Here is a 16,915-nt window from a genome sequence, read left to right as displayed (position 1 = left end):
AAAATGGAAAATTTTAAAGTCATCATAGTAGAAGACGTGCCCCTGGAACTGAAGGGCACAGAGGGTATCTTCAAGAATGATATTCCAGAGGCTGAAATCATCGGTACTGCCGAGAGCGAAATAGCCTATTGGAAACTCATCAAGCAGCAGTTGCCCGATCTGGTTCTGCTCGACCTCGGACTGGGCGGTTCCACCACGGTAGGCGTAGAAATCTGCCGCCAGACCAAGGAGAAGTATCCTGACGTGAAGGTGCTCATCTTTACAGGAGAAATTCTGAACGAAAAACTCTGGGTAGATGTGCTCGATGCGGGCTGCGACGGCATCATTCTGAAGAGTGGCGAACTCCTTACGCGTGGCGATGTGGCGAGCTGCATGGGAGGTAAGAAACTGGTGTTCAACCAGCCTATCCTTCAGAAGATAGTAGACCGTTTCAAGCGGAGCGTAAACAGCCAGCTGATGCGTCAGGAGGCTCTGGTGAATTATGAGATTGATGAGTATGATGAGCGTTTCCTGCGCCATCTTGCGCTGGGCTATACCAAGGAGCAGATTACCAACCTGCGCGGAATGCCTTTCGGCGTAAAGAGTCTGGAGAAGCGACAGGCAGAACTGGTTCAGAAACTCTTCCCTGACGGCAACCACGGCATGGGCATCAACGCCACCCGCCTGGTGGTAAAAGCCTGCGAGCTCCGCATCCTCGATATCGACCATCTGCAGGCAGATGAAGAATAACTCGTTTCAATAAGTGCTTTTTAAAGAATGTATAAGAAAGTATTGGCCTATCTGGCATTATCGTTGGGAATAGCCGAAGTAGTGGTGATTCTGATTTCGTGGCTGCTAACAGCTGCGATGCCCGAGTCGTTCGCCCATTCGCTTACCAGCCCCGAGGGCATCCGCTGGTTTACGGGCCATTTTGTAGACCATCTCACCTCAGTATGGCTCGTATGGCTGGTGCTCATCAGCATCACCATCGGGGTGGTAAAGCAGAGTAGGGTGCTCCATTTCGACCATACCCAGTATCGCCAGCGCACGGCCTTGCGCCTGATGCTCATCGAGTTGTGCATCTCTGCAGGTATCATGCTGGCGCTCACACTCTTGCCCCATGCCATTCTGCTGAATGCCGTAGGAACCCTCTTTCCGGGTCCGTTCACGCATAGTCTCATTCCGTACATCTGTTTCTCGGTCATGGTGATGAGCATGAGTTACGGCATCATGAGCGAGAGCATCAAGGGCATCAGTCAGGTTTATGATGCGATGAATCAAGGCATCCGCCTCCTGTCGCCCTGCTTTCTTTTCTACATTCTCGTGATGCAGCTCTATACATCCATCCTCTATGTAATGGAGTAAGATAAAAGCCCCCGATGCTCGTTTCCTCGCATCAGGGGCTCTTTTCTTATTGTGGTAAAATCAGGGGTTCCTGTTCGGTTTTTCGGGGAGTTCGCTTACTCCAAACCGTCTCCCTCATTACCGCCGGTGGTTCCGCCGCCTTCGGTATTTCCGCCGCCCGGGGTGTTATCCGAACCGCCGCCACCACCTGGGTTATTGTCAGGGTCTTCCACATCGCCCTTATCGTCGGAAGTAACGTTTTTCACCACCTTGCCGTTGCGGTCGTAACAGGTAATCTGGATGGAGGTTTCCTGCAGCTCGCGCTTGATGTCAACGCTTGGGGTGAAGATAACACGGCGGTTGGTAATCAGACTGGTAGCCACTTCGCCTACGGTAGGCACACTCTTGGCTCTTACGCCGAATCGCATGGTTCCCAATCCAGGAACGGCTACGGAATGGCCTTCGGTACACCACGCCTTGATAACCTCGCCTGCTGCATCCCAGCAAACCTGCATCACGCCCACGCTAACGCCGCTTCTGATAGCAGCCTCCTTGATCACCTTGCTCTCTGAGAGCTTGTTGTAAAGTTCGGTACCGAGGATGAATCTGTACTGACCCTTCATTTCGCCTACTTGGATAAGGGTCTCCTTTGCTTTCAAATTAATTGCCATAATCTTTTGATTTTTAAATGATGAATACTCTTGTTAACTTGTAAATCCTACCGGATGGTGATGGTTGGCACGTAGTAGGTAGAATCTACTTTGGTGGAGATGTTATTCTCCTGATGTTGCCGCTGGTTCTTTCCGATTACGAGTCCTGCCGTGCAGGAGCTGGATAGGAAGGTGACGATGGCTGAGCAGATTGCCACGATGAGATACCTGATGAATGCCTTCATGTTCTGGTTCATGATTTTTTTTCTGCCCCCTGCTAAGTTTCGCTAGCGAAACGACTCGTTTCGAGGCTTGGAGTCTTGGTTTCATTTTCTTTTTTATTTTCCCAATTAGGGAAATATTTTTCTCCAATTGGGCAAGTGATTTTGCGCGCTTTCTGAATCACGATGCAAAGATACGAAATCCCGATTTATCAGGTGTGCGATAGCGTGCGATACCATGCGATACCGGAACATTTTCTTCAAAACACTCACCATTTAACATTTAACATTCAACATTGAAAAAGCCTCCGTTCCCAGCGATTCTATCGCTGGTCCGTCACCCGCCAAGTAAACATTAAACACTAAACACAAATAACTATCCCGGTTCCCCGAGGTTATCGAAAATAGCCTTCACTTGCTTGGGAGTGAACGACTTGCAAGTCTTTTCATACCCCATCTCCTGCAATTCATCCCAGAGCGGCTGGCAACGGCGAATCCAACTCATGAGATGATTCACGGCCGTGCGTGGCATACTCTCGGGAAAGTACATCAGTCCCAGTTCCTTCTTCGTATACGAACGGTTTATAAAATCTTCCATAATCTTAATTTTTTAAATCATTTGTTTATCGGCTCCTTGCTCCCGGAAGTTGCAGCAGCCTCTAAAAGATAGTATTCGCTGAAATCCTTGCAGCCCGGTGGCAACTGGTGGTGAACCAGCTGGGGGAGCATCTCCCTGAGTTGCATAAAGAGGCTTTCGCCCGGCACATCCTGATCAGGAAACATATGGAATTCCACCTGATACAGTCTTCCGATATCCACCAGCAGCTGCTTATCCTCGGGCTTGAGAAGCGTGGCAGAAGGGATGGCTATCGCCTTATGTCCGGCAGAAAGCATCGCCCAGCAGTCGCTACATCCCTCCGTAATAAACAGCCTATCGCCCGGTTTCAGTCTCTTTACAACCGGCAGATTATAGATGCTGCATCTTGCGCCGTAAGGGAACCGGAAGCGGGGAGCATCCTGCTCCTTTTCTTCGCCCGGCCTTTTTTCTTCAGAAGAAACATTCTCCTCAGAAGAACCACCTCCCGATGAAGATTTTTTCTTCGTGTAGTCCAGGTTTCTGTTCTGGATACCGATAAGCCGCCCATCGCTATCGAAGTAAGGAATCTGCAGCCAGTTGATGCCCTTCTTATCCGTCCATGAAGTAAGTCTACACCAGTTCACCACTCTCCAGTCAATCTTCCTCTCCTCAAAGAGAAATCTCCGAGCTGCCTGGTTGAGCCAGGGATGTTCGAAGAATCTCGCATACCTGCTTGCATCGAAGGAAGATTTCCCCGAATCATCACCCGAAGAAGAATCACCGGATGAAGAGCCCGAAGAAGAATCCTCCTCCAACTGAATCTGATGTTCTTCTGCGAGCCATCGGCAAGCCGCCGGGAAATCCTTCCCCAGGTATCTCATCGCCAGGTCGATGGTGCCGATAGAACTCCTCATGCAGACATAGCATCTACAGCTGTTCTTGGTCTTGCTGAACGTAAGGCTGGCGTGGTGGTCGTCATGGAATGGGCAGAGCGCCTTATGGTGCTCTACCTTCATCCCCAACTCTTTCGCAACCTTCTCTATTGGAAGCTCGCGCAGTTTCTGAATCTCATATTTCTCCATCATATCCCTTTCCCTTTCTTTTTCTTGGCCGGTATACCCGTCAGATATTCTGCAGTCTTTGTATAGAGTTTCGTCTGGCTGTTATAAGTAATAAACTGGCGGTTCTTCCATACGTTGAGCTGATGCTTGGTACCTTCCTGATTCTTGCCCAGACTCAGGCGCAGGGTTTCCAACTGCAGTTCGTTGAAGGAATTCTCCAGCTGGTCGAGCATGTTTTTCGGACCGCTTCTCTGAGCCTCTTCCTGTCCATCGCCCGCTTTAAACATGTCGCCGAACACCTTTACCTTCGACCACAAATCGTAGTAGCAGAACCATTCAACGAAGTCGCCGATGGATTTCGACCAGCTCTGGTCGTTCAGAATCCACAGCACGGCTCCCTTCTTCCATGCCGAGAAGATGCTGCGGTGGGAGAGTTCCCAGAGCGTATCATCATCGGCAAGGTCGGCAAGGCGTGCCATTTCCTCTGCCAGCTTATCGGCTATCTTGTTGAGCTGCTTCACCACAAAACTGCCCTTGCAGTTGTCCAGCCTCAGCAGGTAGCCATCGAGCTTTTCGAGGAAATCTTTGTTGTACGTTCCCTGTCGCGGAATCTTTCCGCTTCGCTCGCCACGGGCTTTGTAGGCGAAAGGTATGCGCCCGAAGAAACCATTGGTCAGGTCTTTCTTGTAGAAGAGTCGGGCCGCTTCGGGAGTAGAGGTAAAGGTGAGGTTCACGCGGAGCAGAGGGTTGCCCGTTACGCCATCAGCCGTGGCGCGCAAGGCTCCAGCCCTCTGACAGTCGAAGATATTTCTTACCATCTGGCTCACCTGCTTATGCCCACCACACATTCTGTCGGCCATCTCCACCTCAGGCAGATTGATGTACTGGGTTCTTCCGCCCAGCTGTTCGCAAGCCATAGCGTTCTGGATGAATGCAGGATTGGTGACATCAGAAGGTGGAAACCAGAAACTCACGTCCGGGCGCTCCGGTTTTTCCTTGTTGGCGCCCTTGGTTTTCATCTGTCGCTGCCAGTCAACCAGTTTCTTGAACTCAGTCTCATCATGCTTTCTGAAAGGTCTCATGATGGCCTCTACAAGATGACCCAACTGTGCCTTTCCGATACCCGATGGACCTATCAGATGGCCCATTTGCCCGCACATTTCGTAATATTTGTTGTCGGAATACATGAATCTTACGTCTGTGAGATGAGCTGCTAATGCCGGAATTGCCATCGGAATGAGCACTTCCTGCATGTCTTTTGATGCCTGAGAGATGGCAAATTTTACAAATTCAGTACCCTTGCTGGGTTTTGGCATCGCCGGAGCGTTGTTGCTAAAAATATTATAATCCATTGCTTTTTAGAGAGTTAAATCAAATTTCATGTTCATTTTTTCTTGCTTGCAGTCTCAGTCTCAGAGTCTCAGTTGTTTTTTTATGGTCTCGCTTCCTATATATATTATATATAACTAATTAATAATCAATAAGTTATGAAGTCTTAAGAAGCGGGTTTGAAGTTGGATTGTGACATTTATCCTAACTGAGACTGAGATTTGAGACTGCTTTGAAGAGGAAATGAGGGTAGGGATAATCCTGTTACCAGCCTCCCCGAAGTCCCCATTTCCTCTAGAAAGCCTCAACTCCGTTTATCTGTCATCACTCTTACCGCTAATGATGCGCAACTCGTTGGTGGCACCCTGGCAGAAGTCCTGGAAGGTAAAGCGCTCTGAGAACTGCGGGCGGTTGAAGGTAGGGTAGAGCGTACCGTCTTTCTTCCGGTTCACGTTGATGTACTTTCCTTCATACACGTGCGGATTTCTCTGCACCACCTTCTTCAGTTTCTTCTCCTGGTCATTCTGCACAAAGGTGAAGTGGTCTTCTTCATCGTGCGTAATGGCTCCATCCAGATACTCGCCAACAGCCATGCGCCCTGGCTCCTTAGTCATCAACTTGAGGTCGATACCCAATTCTGTGTTTGGGTAGAAAATCATTTTAGACATAATTGTCGTCTTTCCGGTTATTCCCTCTGTTTCGATGAGAGGGGACCTCCATTCCGCATCAGCCAAATTCGAAACAGGCTTCGGTCTGCGCTTGCCCAGGTCTGATGTGGTTTGGTGCTGCAAAGGTCGGGATTTTGGGAGAGATAACCAAGAAAAAAAGTAGATAGAAGTGAACTGAATAATATTTACACTTTTCGAAATATAGATGTTTATCTGAGTTAAAAAGTAGATTATAAGAAAGCAAAGTAGATTATAAGAAACAGAAAAGTAGATTAGGAGGTTACCGGAAATCTACTTTTCTCAAAAAGTAAATCTGTTTTACTTGGAAAGTAGATTACCATTTGAAAAACAAACAAAAAAAAGTGTATCAGCCATTAATCTGATACACTTTTTATGAGTTTCGAGTCATTTCGCCCATAATCAAATCTACTTTTTAAGCACTAAAATCCATCAGTTCAGCATTATTGCTATTTGCAAAAATAACATTGATACCTGCCGTAAAATCTTTTACCATTTTAGAGTTCTTGTCATATCCTAGACTATGCTTGTTTACTGCGGCATATTTTACGGGTTTGTAGATTCCGTTGTAATGTTCCAGGAAGTAATCTACAGCCTGTTTCACATTCTCAGGCAAGGCCCATTGACAGAAAATATATTCATACATTCCCATCAGTTTATGCTTGAATCTTGCTGGCAGCAGTTCATCGAAGTGGCTTATTACATATCTGATTTTCTTTATGGTTTTCGGATTGTTGCCCCAAAGCACCTTCTCTTTAATGGTAATATCCTCATTTTCGGTCTTAGCTTCAATAAGGCATAGATGATCCATCGATGCACAATTCTGCTTGTGGAATTCTCCTTGTGCAAATCCTTCTTCCGAAGCATATTGCTGATATGCCTGGTAAGCGGGACTAGTTGCTTTGAGATACTCTATCGCATCTTCAGAGATGAGCATAATCATATTTTCCATACGTTTGTATGCATTCTGTCTGTATTTATCCAATATGCATTTGCTCTTAATGGGGTCTTTGCGTATATCCCGTTCCTCTTCTAGTATTTCTGTGCAGATATCCATGCATTTCTTTTCTGCCTTGAAGAATTTTATCATCTCGTTATACAGCCCCTGTACTTCTGCCGGAAAACTATCGAGTTTAAACAAATCTGCCTCATAGACTTCATCTCCAAGTAATGATGCATCGATTACCGATTTGGGTGAAATCTTGTAGGTCTCACATTCTTGAACCGTAGGATGCTTTCTTGGGCAGAATTTCTTGAGGATAATTTTCAGAGGAGATAGGTGGCTTCTGATATGTCTTAGAACTTCGCTTACAGAATTATAGTAGTTATTGTGGTCCGTAGCAAATTGATTGTTGAAAGTGGGTTCAAACTTTTTCAGTCGTTCCAGTTCTTTTTCCATTTTTTCGCGGGCTTGAGCTATGAATTCTGAAAGCTTTTCTATTTCGTCTAGGTCCTTGTGCTTCATTTCGAGTGCACAAGTGAGGCGATTTGCTCCATCCTTTTCAAAATTAGAGACTATGTCCTTTATCTGATTTAGTCGGTCTAGTGTAGGCTCGATATCAGTATGGTAATATGCCTGAAGGCATTTTTCTTTCTGATCTGCTTTCATATATTTTATATTATTGTTTTGATGCAAAAATACAAATAAAAAAATGAATTCTGCACAAAAACTCTAGAATATTTTTAAATTTCACAGAATTTAATGTATAAATAGCAATTTGATGCAATATTTTTTCGTATTCAACCAAGCTTTTTATTGTAGTAAACAGAATATCCGTTTCCCTCTCGCCTCCCGTTCCAAGCAGTTCCCCCTCTCGCCTCCGTTCCAAGCGATTCCATCGCTTGTCCCTTATCCCTTCTCCCTCCACCCAGCCTCCTCTCCAAGCGCCTCCATTTTCCCTATCTCCATTCCGCAATCCTTTCCGCCATCTCATTCAGTTCCAGGCATTGCTCCCTGGTAATAGTCTTCTTCTCCATATGGTAATCCCAGGGGCTAATCTGAAGCAGCAGCCCCTCAGAGCAGGCATAAAAGCTCTCCCCGCAAGGCTTATACAACCTTGGGAACCCGTTCTCCCTCAAGAGCACAATACGGTACCCCCGGTTCATAGCCTCGCGCAAAACCTCCTTCTCCTTAGTCGAGATAGCAGCACTCACCAGCACGCCACCACGTTCTCCGCAAGCCAGCCATTCCTCGCGCAAGCGCCTCAAATCCTCCTCAGAATACCGGCGATGTACAACGACCGCCACCTTATCTGGAATATCGAGCAAGAAACAGTTGCCCACCATCTGGCATCTGCGACCCGCCACCTCTTTATTCTGCATCACGGTAAAAAGCCCCGGGTTCATCCTCTTCACCATCAGTCTTCTCGGGTTATCCTCCAAGTATTTCTTCCATCCCTCCAGTTGCCTCTCATGCAGCAGGACCTTGTCATTATACCCCAATTCAAAGAGCCCCTTCCTTGGTGCCGTATTCATCCCATAAATCCTCCAGTAAGCCTTGTTGCATCCCATCTTAAACCCCTTTATCACCATTCCCAGCGAACCCATCTCTTTCTCTCTTTTCGCCGTCATCCCAATCGAGCCAGCCTCATTCTCTCCAGTCTGAGCCTGGTTAGCTCCTCCAGCCAGAGCCAAGTTAGCCCCTCCAACCAGAGCCGAAGCCTGTCCCCCTCGAGCCTCCGTTCCAAGCGATTCCATCGCTTGTCCCCCTCTCAAGTCCTCCTTCACCCTCACAATCAGGTGAATATGATCAGGCATGATGCAAACCCTCCAAACCTCCACCTGGGGGTAATATTTATGAATCTTCGGAATCTCCTCCTTCGCGATGGCAATCCCCAGTTCAGAAAGCATCACTTTCGGCGCATCACCATCCCCAGGACGGGCATCCACCCGTCCCCACAGTTTCCCCAGCAGAGGCATGCGTCCCTCCACCACAAGCGTCAGCATATAAGTACCCCTTCCATGGTAATCATGCCATGGGCTTCTGCGTTTCATGGAGTGCTGGGTTTCATGCACCCTCAATCCTCTAGCTATAGCTTCATCTCTTTCCATAATAAAATAAGTAAAAAAGTAAATAATTAAAGTTCCCGCCCCCCCCTTCTCCTGCAAGCCCGCCCCTCCAGCAAAGAAGCAAAGAAGGGAGCAGTCCCCCTCTCACCCCCGTTCCAAGCGATTCCATCGCTTGTCCCTCATCGCTTGTCCCTCATCGCCAATCTTCACCATTCATCCCTGCCTTCTCCCTTCACAATCTCCTTCACCCGTTCCTCTATTTTCCTCCAAGGTTGCCCCAGGTTTACCGTCCTCACAAAGATGCGATGCCCCGTCTCCTTATACCTATAAGAAAAGTCGAAATCCTCATCCACGGTAGGGTAGACCAAAGCTCCGCAAGCATTCATAGTATGCGGCTTGCTCCGGTCTTCCTGGTTCATCACGTAAGAAAGAATCTGCGAGAGATGAACCCTGCGAACCTTCTCCCTGCCGCCAAACTTCGAAACCAGCGCCTCGCGGTAAAACTTGGCATCAAGAATAAGCTTCTCCTGCGTATTCGGATTAAAAAGCGTCACGTCGGTTTCCATCATCGGTAGAGCCTCGCCAGCCTCCTTAAACATCATCCCGAAAGGTGAAAGCTGGAAATCAATATATTCCCGATGCACCTCAGGATACTCATCCCGGCAATTCTGCTTGCAGAAATTCATGAGGAATCGCTCAAAGATGCAGTTCATCCGGAAATCATCCTCCGTGAAATCCAAAAACTCCAGTCTGCCATCCTTATCCTTGCAGGGAAGGGTAGAGTCCCAAATCAACCGTCAGATATTAAGAACCAGCTTATAAAACCCGCTAAGCCTATGCTGAAGAAGCCGCCCCAGTAAACCTTCTGTAACCCGAATCTCCTCAATATGAGGAAATTTTGCCAAAGTCTTTCGCAACCTGGCTCTGATATTCTCATCAATTCCCTCTATCCTCATCAGTCTCTTCAAGGTAGAAAAGATAACCCGGTTGATGACTACATCCTGCGTAAGCTCATCTATCTGGCAGATGGTTTTGCCTTTTAGCTGCTTACCGCTTTTCAAAGTCTCAGCAAGATTCAGCTTGCCGCGAACGCCCTCCACTTCCTGCTCCTCAAAGCGATACGCTCTCAAAAGTCCTTGGCGCAAAAGCCTATCGCAGGCGTTGAACAAAACCATGGACAATAGGTTCTCCAGCGAATGGCATTTCTCGCCATCCACCTTTACCTTGTCAAGCTGGTCGCTTACACCCCAGGCATAACAGAGCAGATAATACAGATTTTCAATTGGAATTTTCTGTTGCATTTCAGAACTTCAGTTTGTTGCAGATTAACTCATATTTATCCTCATCATCAAAGCAGATTTCACGAAGATACGGAAACAATTCATACTCACAGATATCGTTCCACCAGACAGAAAAATCTTCACAACCCTCTGCCTGACAGAAATAACTGTGCCCGATTTCCAGCCCTCGGTCGATGGTAGAAATTACCTCGTTGGCAGATTTTACCTTGCTCACAACCAGTTCCGCATTCTTCTGACTGATGCCTTTTTCTTCCAAAAAATTGATGAAGGCTTCGTTGAATTCCGGCTTGATAGGGCAGAAGCGGAACCGGCGCCGCAGGGCGTAATCCACGATGGCTAGCGAGCGGTCGGCCGTGTTCATGCAGCCTATCAGATAAACATTCTCGGGTACAAAGAAACGTTCGTCATCCTCGTTGCTGTAGGTCAGCTTAATGGCGTATTGCTTCTTGCGTTTGTCGGCTTCTATCAGCATCATCAGCTCACCCAGAATCTTGCTGATGTTTCCTCGGTTTATCTCGTCGATGATGAAGACAAACTGCTGGTCCGGCGAACGTCTTGCCTTGCTGCAGAAGTCAAAGAAAATGCCATTCCTCCGTTCAAAGCCGCCCTCCTCAGAAGGACGGATGCCCTGCACGAAATCCTCATAGCTGTAGGATTGATGAAACTGTACCATCTCGATATTCTCATCCTTCACAAAGCCAATCAGCTGATAGGCTATCTTTCTGGCCAGAAAGGTTTTGCCCACACCAGGTGCTCCCTCTAGGATGATGTTCTTCTTTGCCTTCAGCAGGGAAACAAGCTTCTTGAATTGGCTGGCGCCGATGAATGGCTTATCTGGGTCTTTGTCAAACTCGTAAACAGGCTTGCCTTTCAGACCTTCGCAGAAGTTCAGAAATTCGATGTATTTTCTTACGTGGCATCTCAGGCTTGTCATTTGGTGCCTCTTGCCGTAGTCCAGTTCTTCGTCTATTCTGCCTGTCAGGAGTTTGCTCACTTCTGTGGCATCCTCTGCTTTCTTGATTTCCAATACCGAGTTTACCCCGCAAGCCTCTTTCGCTACCTTGCAGATAACCTTGTTTGAGCCTACGCTGGCATAGCCACCGGGCTTGGTTTTGTCTATTTTCAGAAATTCCAGAAAGGCTTCCTTTACCTGTTCCTGGCTTTTCCCTTCTAATTTAAAAATATTCTTATCTGCCATATTTATTGTCTTATTTATAAGTTGTTTTGTAATTATATTTTTAGTTGGATCTAAGAAGATCTAAATCCTATGGGTATCGATCTAAGAAGTTCTAATTGATTTGTTCATTTCGATAGGATCTTCTATCTTTGCAACGTGTTTGATAATTATATTGAGAATTTAACAACGAAAATTATGGAAAAACAATGGATTTCAACTATTGAGCTGCTTAACTATCTGAAGGAACATCCTAATAAGGAGAAAGAATGCAGACTCAGTTTGGGCTATGGTCTAGGTTCCACCCATTATTGGTATTGGGACCCCAAGACAAACATGTTCATGCACTCCCGTGACTGGGATTTTGAGCCTTATACCGCAAGTCAAGTGGTTAAATGGTACGGGGAAGGCAAATGGAAGATTGAGCAATAATTTGAGAGTGGGGGTGAACAGAACGTTCATCCCCTTATCAGTTTTGCTTGGGAAAACAGCATCAGAAGGTAGCTCTCTCAGTAAATAATCCAGCAATACCTCGTTAAGTTTCAGCATCTGCTTTACTTTTTCCTGACTATATGTTCTTTCAATTCTTGCCATAATCGAAATCATTTTATGTTGCAGATAAAACCTTTGATGATTCTGAGTGCCCGACAATCTTGGTTTTACCTTAGAATTATGCCGCAAAGTTAAGATTATTATTTTGAATAAGCAAAGTTTTTTGAGCATTTTTCTTGGCGGTTTATCAAAAATGTGTTATTTAGTGCAGGAAAACTGCAGGAACCTGAATATCATGTAAAGGGAGAATTTTGAAATGAAGAAAATGAAAAATATCGGAATGAAATCATGAGTGGCTGACAACGGAATATTTCCTCTCTTTTTTATTTTCCTCTTTTTAATTCTAACCGGTATTATGGTAAATAGGCGTTATGAGAAAAAGAAAGAGGTAAAATTTGGAGCCTGAAAATGGAAACGGTTCACCCCTTTCTGAGTATATCTTTTTTGAGTAACTCTTTTCTGAGCATTTCTTTCTGATCTTTTCTTTTTATTCTGAGATGAATCCTGATTTCAATATTATGAAAGCTTGGGGTTCATCTCAGAACAGAATCCTACATCATGCCCGTAAGACGCTGGATGGCGATGACTGCCTGATTGTATTCATTAATCGCATCGGCATGCTTCATCAGAACATCGATGGTTTCCTCGATGACATTCACATATTCTACATACGAAATTTCGCCATTTTCATATTCTATCGCACTCAACTTCGAAATTTGCGCAGAATGAGCCTGATTGTTCTGCTCGTAATATTTCAGACGGTTGGATGCTGCCTGGAGACGCTTCGTACAAAGACGGAAATCGCGCTCTTTTTCTGTCTGCTCCTGGCGCATTTCGATTTCAGCCAATTCGCGGTCTTTCTGGGCTGCCTTTACTTTTGCCTTCGTAGAACCGTAAAATAAAGGGATGCCTACGCCAATCTCGAAACCGAAGAAATTGCCTTCGGAAAATCTCGAACGGTCTATGTTGTATGGATTCCAACTGGAAATGACACATTGGGTGCGCAAAGATAAGGATAAACTTGGAGCAAAACCAGATTTGGCAGCCTTGATTTCCTTATCCAGAGCGATGAGCTTGTCCTGCTGGTAAATGCCGTCGGCAGACTGCTGATAATTATAGGAATTGAGATTCTGGGCTGCGATGGCCGAGAGATTCTCTTCTGCCGGTTTTATGGGCTCCTGCGTGTTGAGCTGCGTCATGAGGTCGATTTGCAGACGCTCAATTTCGCTCTTTACATCTGCCATTTCCAGACGGTTTTCGTTGCATTTGCGGTCGGCTGAGAGATATTCCAGCTGGCGGCTCTCTCCTGCCTTGTAACGCATTTCTGCAATCTGGCTGTAACGCTCTAATACTGAGTCGATTCGCTCCAATATCTGGAGTCTGTGAGTCTGATAAAGCATCTGATAATAGGTGTTGGCGATTTCAGCCTTCAGTTGCTGGCTAACCACGTTCAGGCGGCTCTTTTCTGCCTGGGTTTCAGCCTTCAGCTGGTTGCGGCGTGAGGCGTAGACGGTAGGAAAATCGAGGCTCTGGGTAAAGGTAAAGCCGTTGTCCGATTCGCCACCCGTAGCAGGGTTTTGAGAGAAAGCAACCTCGGTTTTATCCAGTTCCCAAGCCGTGCCTTGCATCACCTGCGCACGCTCTACCGACTTCTTTCCTGCCTGCATCTGAAGGTTCTGCCTGGCAGCCAAATCGAAACATTCCTGCAGGGTAACTTTCCTGCCCGCAATATGAGCATCAAAATGCTGGGCTCCGACTGTGGCTGGCAGCAGGAGCAGGATGGCGGCAAAGCAAGCCACCACCCTATTCTTTGTTATCTTTATTCTGTTCATTATTTTCATATCTTGAAATCTTACTTTTTCGTAAACATCTTATAGATGGCTGGCAGAACCAGAAGCGTAAGGAGCGTGCTGGTAATGAGACCGCCTATTACAACCGTAGCTAAAGGACGCTGGACTTCTGCTCCGTCGCCATGGGATAATGCCATCGGGAGGAAACCCATAGAAGCTACCAGGGCCGTCATCAGAACCGGACGGAGACGAATCATACAACTGTCAATAATTCTGTTCTGAATAACAGCTGCCAAACTTGCGTCATTCTCCTCAGGAACCGCTGCCGCCTGCTTCTGTATCTGGTTCATCTGACCTATCAGCACGATGCCGTTGAGAACCGCCACGCCAAAGAGGGCGATGAAACCTACGCCCGCCGAAATGCTGAAAGGCATTCCGCGCAACCAGAGCGCCCAGACGCCACCTATCGCAGCAAGCGGAATGGCGGAGAACACGAAGAGGGATTCGCGCAGATTCTTAACCGTAGCGTAGAGCAGCAGCAGAATGATGATGAGCGCTACCGGAACCACGATTATCAGGCGCTGGGTGGCACTCTGAAGATTCTGAAACTCGCCACCATAATTATAATAGTAGCCCTCAGGCAGCTTCAGCTTCTCATCAAGGATGGACTGAATATCCTTCACGGTACTCTGCACGTCCCTACCCTTCACGTTGAAACCTACGTAGATGCGGCGGGCACCATTCTCATGAGAAACCTGAGCAGGAGCCGGTTCGTAAACCACATCAGCCAACTGAGAAAGCGGAATACTCTCGCCACCAGCCAGCGGAATACGGAGCGACTGAAGCGACTGGAAGTTGCGCTCCTTAGGGTCAAGACGCAGAACGATGTCAAACTTTTTATCGCCTTCGTACACAGCTCCAGCCGTAGCGCCCGCAAAGGTGGTTTCAAGAATGCGGTTGATTTCGTCAACAGTTACCCCATAAGCCGCCATGCGTTCATGGTTATATTTTACCTGAATCTGAGGCAATCCGGAAACCTCTTCCACGAAGATTCCACTCACGCCCGGCACATTCTTTATCATTCTTGAAACCTTATCAGCCTGCTGGGTAAGCACATCGAGATTGTCGCCAAAAATCTTAACCGCTACATCCTGCTTGATGCCCGTAAGCAACTCGTTGTTACGCATCTGGATAGGCTGCGAAATCTCAGCTTCCAAGCCCGGAATCGTCTTCAGGGTTTCTTCCATCTTCTCCATCAGTTCGGCGGTAGTTTCTGCCGAAGTCCATTCAGCTTTCGGCTTGAGCGCCACCATGATGTCGGCCCTTTCTACCGGCATCGGATCGGTAGGAATCTCGGCGCTACCTATGCGGCTCACCACCTGCTTGATTTCAGGATATTCAGCCTTCAGAAGTTTCTCAGCCTTGGAGCAGCTCTCTACCATCTGCGAGAGCGAAGTGCCCTGCGACATGCTCATTTCTACCGCAAAATCCCCCTCTTCCAGACTCGGAATGAATTCGCCACCCAGGAAATGGAAGGCTACTGCGCTCATGCAGAAGAGCGAAACGGCGCCGGTAATCACATCCTTATATCGCGCCAAGACCCATTCCAGAACCGGTCGATACCAGCCCTGAAGTTTCTCTATCATTCTGTCGCTAAAGGTTTTACGCACATGTCCCTTCTTGCTCAGGAAGAGCGCACTCGCCATCGGAACATAGGTGAGCGAGAGGATGAAGGCACCCAGGATGGCGAAGAAAACGGTAAGCGCCATCGGGCGGAACATCTTGCCCTCGATGCCCACAAGCGTCATCAGCGGAATGTAAACTATCATGATGATGATTTCGCCAAATGCCGCACTCTTGCGGATGCGCGAAGCGGAATCATGAACCTCCTCATCCATCTCTGCCTGAGAAAAACGGATGGGAGTATCGGCAGAAATTCTCGCCTTCCGCTCAATACTCTTCACGCCCAGATGGGCCACAACTGCCTCTACGATAATGACGGCAGAATCGACTATCATACCGAAATCGATGGCTCCGAGCGACATCAGATTGCCGTCGATTCCGAAGGTCTTCATCATGCCGAAAGCAAAGAGCATGCTGAGCGGAATGACACTCGCCACAACCAGTCCGGCACGCCAGTTGCCCAGGAAAATAATCAGCACGAAGATGACGATGAGTCCGCCTTCAGTCAGGTTTCGGGCGATGGTTCCCTCTACTCGGTCAACCAGGTGGGTTCGGTCGATAAACGGCTCGATAACCACGCCCTCGGGCAGAGATTTCTGAATCTGCTCTATGCGCAGCTTCACATTCCTGATAACCTCCTGAAAGTTTTCGCCCTTCAGCATGATGGCTATTCCGGCAACCACTTCGCCCTCGCCATTTCGGGTAACGGCTCCGAAACGGGTGGCATGACCCAGCTGAACCTTCGCCACATCACCTATCTTAATAGGAGTGCCGTTTACGGTCTTCACGGCGATATTTGCCACATCTTCCAGACTCTTCACCACGCCTATGCCGCGGATGAAATACTGGTTGGAATTTTCCTCTATGTAACTTCCGCCCGTGTTGGCGTTATTCTTTTCGAGCGCATCAAACACCTCGCTCACAGTCAGATTGCTGGCGTTGAGCTTATCCGTATTGATGGCCACCTCATATTGCTTCACATAGCCTCCCCAGCCGCTCACTTCAGCCACGCCCGGGGTTCCCGAGAGCTGTTTTCGCACAATCCAGTCCTGGATGGTTCGCAGCTGGGTGAGCGAATATTTGTGCTCGTAGCCCTTCTCGGCGCGCACGGTATAATGGTAAATCTCGCCCAGTCCGGTAGCAATCGGTCCCATCTCGGTTTCCACATTTTTGGGCAAATCTTTCTCCACCTGAGTCAGCATCTGGCTCACCTGCGAACGTACCCAGTAGATATCTGCATCATCATCAAAAACGAGGGTGATGACCGAGAGTCCGCTTCGCGAGATGCTTCTGCGCTCCTTGAGTTCGGGGATGTTGGCGAGCGCCATTTCTACCGGAGTAGTTACGTATTGCTCCACCTCCTGCGCTCCGAGCGAAGGCGCCTGGGTGATAACCTGCACCTGATTGTCGGTAATATCCGGCGTAGAATCGAAAGGAAGATGGATGAGCGAAACGATGCCCCAGATGACGAGGGCTATCGTGAAAACTCCCACCACCAGCTTGTGGCGGATGGAGTAAGTAATCAGTTTCTGAAACATAATCTGTTTTTCTTTAAAAAG

At 47.6% G+C, this 16,915-nt stretch carries 16 protein-coding genes; 2 read left to right on the top strand and 14 right to left on the bottom strand.

Annotated features, from left to right (window positions below):
* Positions 1-3: 3 nt before the first annotated feature.
* Together KUA46_RS05010 and KUA46_RS05005 are read left to right on the top strand one after the other, a co-directional pair.
* Complete coding sequence (locus KUA46_RS05010; RefSeq protein WP_117694157.1) at positions 4-729, top strand: DUF5932 domain-containing protein; 726 nt, start codon at positions 4-6, stop codon at positions 727-729.
* A 27-nt stretch (positions 730-756) separates the two neighbouring features.
* Positions 757-1,344 (top strand): AbgT family transporter, encoded by a 588-nt coding sequence (locus tag KUA46_RS05005; RefSeq protein ID WP_217745517.1) that lies wholly within the window; start codon positions 757-759, stop codon positions 1,342-1,344.
* Positions 1,345-1,439: 95 nt separating this feature from the next.
* On the opposite strand, the gene KUA46_RS05000 is transcribed toward KUA46_RS05005, so the two are convergent.
* The 14 genes from KUA46_RS05000 to KUA46_RS04935 all read right to left on the bottom strand — a co-directional run bounded on the left by KUA46_RS05000 (position 1,440) and on the right by KUA46_RS04935 (position 16,894).
* On the bottom strand, positions 1,440-1,994 hold the full coding sequence (locus tag KUA46_RS05000; RefSeq protein WP_154480013.1) for a DNA-binding protein: 555 nt from the start codon (positions 1,992-1,994) through the stop codon (positions 1,440-1,442).
* A gap of 47 nt (positions 1,995-2,041) precedes the next feature.
* Positions 2,042-2,230, bottom strand: coding sequence for a hypothetical protein (locus tag KUA46_RS04995; RefSeq protein ID WP_040552569.1), 189 nt, complete (start codon positions 2,228-2,230; stop codon positions 2,042-2,044).
* A gap of 340 nt (positions 2,231-2,570) precedes the next feature.
* Positions 2,571-2,792, bottom strand: coding sequence for a DUF4248 domain-containing protein (locus KUA46_RS04990; RefSeq protein ID WP_217326316.1), 222 nt, complete (start codon positions 2,790-2,792; stop codon positions 2,571-2,573).
* Between the two features lie 17 nt (positions 2,793-2,809).
* Positions 2,810-3,856, bottom strand: coding sequence for a CHC2 zinc finger domain-containing protein (locus KUA46_RS04985; RefSeq protein WP_218486553.1), 1,047 nt, complete (start codon positions 3,854-3,856; stop codon positions 2,810-2,812).
* A complete protein-coding gene (locus KUA46_RS04980; RefSeq protein ID WP_218486552.1) occupies positions 3,853-5,184 on the bottom strand; it encodes a hypothetical protein in 1,332 nt (443 codons plus the stop codon). The genes KUA46_RS04985 and KUA46_RS04980 overlap by 4 nt, the downstream gene beginning before the upstream one ends.
* A 291-nt stretch (positions 5,185-5,475) precedes the next feature.
* The gene (locus tag KUA46_RS04975; protein WP_218486551.1) at positions 5,476-5,829 is read right to left on the bottom strand and encodes a hypothetical protein; all 354 of its coding nucleotides are present in this window, start codon (positions 5,827-5,829) and stop codon (positions 5,476-5,478) included.
* A 433-nt stretch (positions 5,830-6,262) separates the two neighbouring features.
* Positions 6,263-7,456 carry a hypothetical protein gene (locus tag KUA46_RS04970; protein ID WP_218486550.1) on the bottom strand — a complete coding sequence of 398 codons (1,194 nt, stop codon included), beginning with the start codon at positions 7,454-7,456 and terminating at the stop codon, positions 6,263-6,265.
* Between the two features lie 290 nt (positions 7,457-7,746).
* Positions 7,747-8,898, bottom strand: a complete 1,152-nt coding sequence (locus tag KUA46_RS04965) for a hypothetical protein (RefSeq protein ID WP_218486549.1) — start codon at positions 8,896-8,898, stop codon at positions 7,747-7,749.
* A gap of 164 nt (positions 8,899-9,062) precedes the next feature.
* On the bottom strand, positions 9,063-9,650 hold the full coding sequence (locus KUA46_RS04960) for a hypothetical protein (protein ID WP_218486548.1): 588 nt from the start codon (positions 9,648-9,650) through the stop codon (positions 9,063-9,065).
* 3 nt (positions 9,651-9,653) lie between these two features.
* Entirely contained in the window at positions 9,654-10,157 is a 504-nt protein-coding gene (locus tag KUA46_RS04955; RefSeq protein ID WP_218486547.1) for a 5-methylcytosine restriction system specificity protein McrC, read from the bottom strand.
* A 1-nt stretch (position 10,158) separates the two neighbouring features.
* Positions 10,159-11,355, bottom strand: coding sequence for an AAA family ATPase (locus tag KUA46_RS04950; protein ID WP_218486546.1), 1,197 nt, complete (start codon positions 11,353-11,355; stop codon positions 10,159-10,161).
* Positions 11,356-11,625: 270 nt separating this feature from the next.
* Complete coding sequence (locus tag KUA46_RS04945; protein WP_218486545.1) at positions 11,626-11,925, bottom strand: hypothetical protein; 300 nt, start codon at positions 11,923-11,925, stop codon at positions 11,626-11,628.
* Between the two features lie 509 nt (positions 11,926-12,434).
* Positions 12,435-13,715: a TolC family protein gene (locus tag KUA46_RS04940; RefSeq protein ID WP_194256782.1), complete on the bottom strand. Its 1,281-nt coding sequence runs from the start codon at positions 13,713-13,715 to the stop codon at positions 12,435-12,437.
* A 20-nt stretch (positions 13,716-13,735) separates the two neighbouring features.
* The gene (locus tag KUA46_RS04935; RefSeq protein ID WP_218486544.1) at positions 13,736-16,894 is read right to left on the bottom strand and encodes an efflux RND transporter permease subunit; all 3,159 of its coding nucleotides are present in this window, start codon (positions 16,892-16,894) and stop codon (positions 13,736-13,738) included.
* Positions 16,895-16,915: the final 21 nt, after the last annotated feature.

It is taken from the genome of Segatella copri, assembly GCF_019249765.2.
GTDB classification, from domain to species: Bacteria; Bacteroidota; Bacteroidia; order Bacteroidales; family Bacteroidaceae; genus Prevotella; species Prevotella copri_K.
This window is presented reverse-complemented; position numbering and strand designations above follow the sequence as displayed.

Bases quoted from the DNA above. Each gene is read 5' to 3' on its own strand.
- KUA46_RS04970 (WP_218486550.1), bottom strand. From the start codon at position 7,456: ATGAAAGCAGATCAGAAAGAAAAATGCCTTCAGGCATATTACCATACT.
- KUA46_RS04950 (WP_218486546.1), bottom strand. From the start codon at position 11,355: ATGGCAGATAAGAATATTTTTAAATTAGAAGGGAAAAGCCAGGAACAG.
- KUA46_RS04935 (WP_218486544.1), bottom strand. From the start codon at position 16,894: ATGTTTCAGAAACTGATTACTTACTCCATCCGCCACAAGCTGGTGGTG.
- KUA46_RS04945 (WP_218486545.1), bottom strand. From the start codon at position 11,925: ATGGCAAGAATTGAAAGAACATATAGTCAGGAAAAAGTAAAGCAGATG.
- KUA46_RS04990 (WP_217326316.1), bottom strand. From the start codon at position 2,792: ATGGAAGATTTTATAAACCGTTCGTATACGAAGAAGGAACTGGGACTG.
- KUA46_RS04940 (WP_194256782.1), bottom strand. From the start codon at position 13,715: ATGAACAGAATAAAGATAACAAAGAATAGGGTGGTGGCTTGCTTTGCC.
- KUA46_RS05010 (WP_117694157.1), top strand. From the start codon at position 4: ATGGAAAATTTTAAAGTCATCATAGTAGAAGACGTGCCCCTGGAACTG.
- KUA46_RS04955 (WP_218486547.1), bottom strand. From the start codon at position 10,157: ATGCAACAGAAAATTCCAATTGAAAATCTGTATTATCTGCTCTGTTAT.
- KUA46_RS04975 (WP_218486551.1), bottom strand. From the start codon at position 5,829: ATGTCTAAAATGATTTTCTACCCAAACACAGAATTGGGTATCGACCTC.
- KUA46_RS04980 (WP_218486552.1), bottom strand. From the start codon at position 5,184: ATGGATTATAATATTTTTAGCAACAACGCTCCGGCGATGCCAAAACCC.
- KUA46_RS05000 (WP_154480013.1), bottom strand. From the start codon at position 1,994: ATGGCAATTAATTTGAAAGCAAAGGAGACCCTTATCCAAGTAGGCGAA.
- KUA46_RS04965 (WP_218486549.1), bottom strand. From the start codon at position 8,898: ATGGAAAGAGATGAAGCTATAGCTAGAGGATTGAGGGTGCATGAAACC.
- KUA46_RS04995 (WP_040552569.1), bottom strand. From the start codon at position 2,230: ATGAACCAGAACATGAAGGCATTCATCAGGTATCTCATCGTGGCAATC.
- KUA46_RS05005 (WP_217745517.1), top strand. From the start codon at position 757: ATGTATAAGAAAGTATTGGCCTATCTGGCATTATCGTTGGGAATAGCC.
- KUA46_RS04985 (WP_218486553.1), bottom strand. From the start codon at position 3,856: ATGATGGAGAAATATGAGATTCAGAAACTGCGCGAGCTTCCAATAGAG.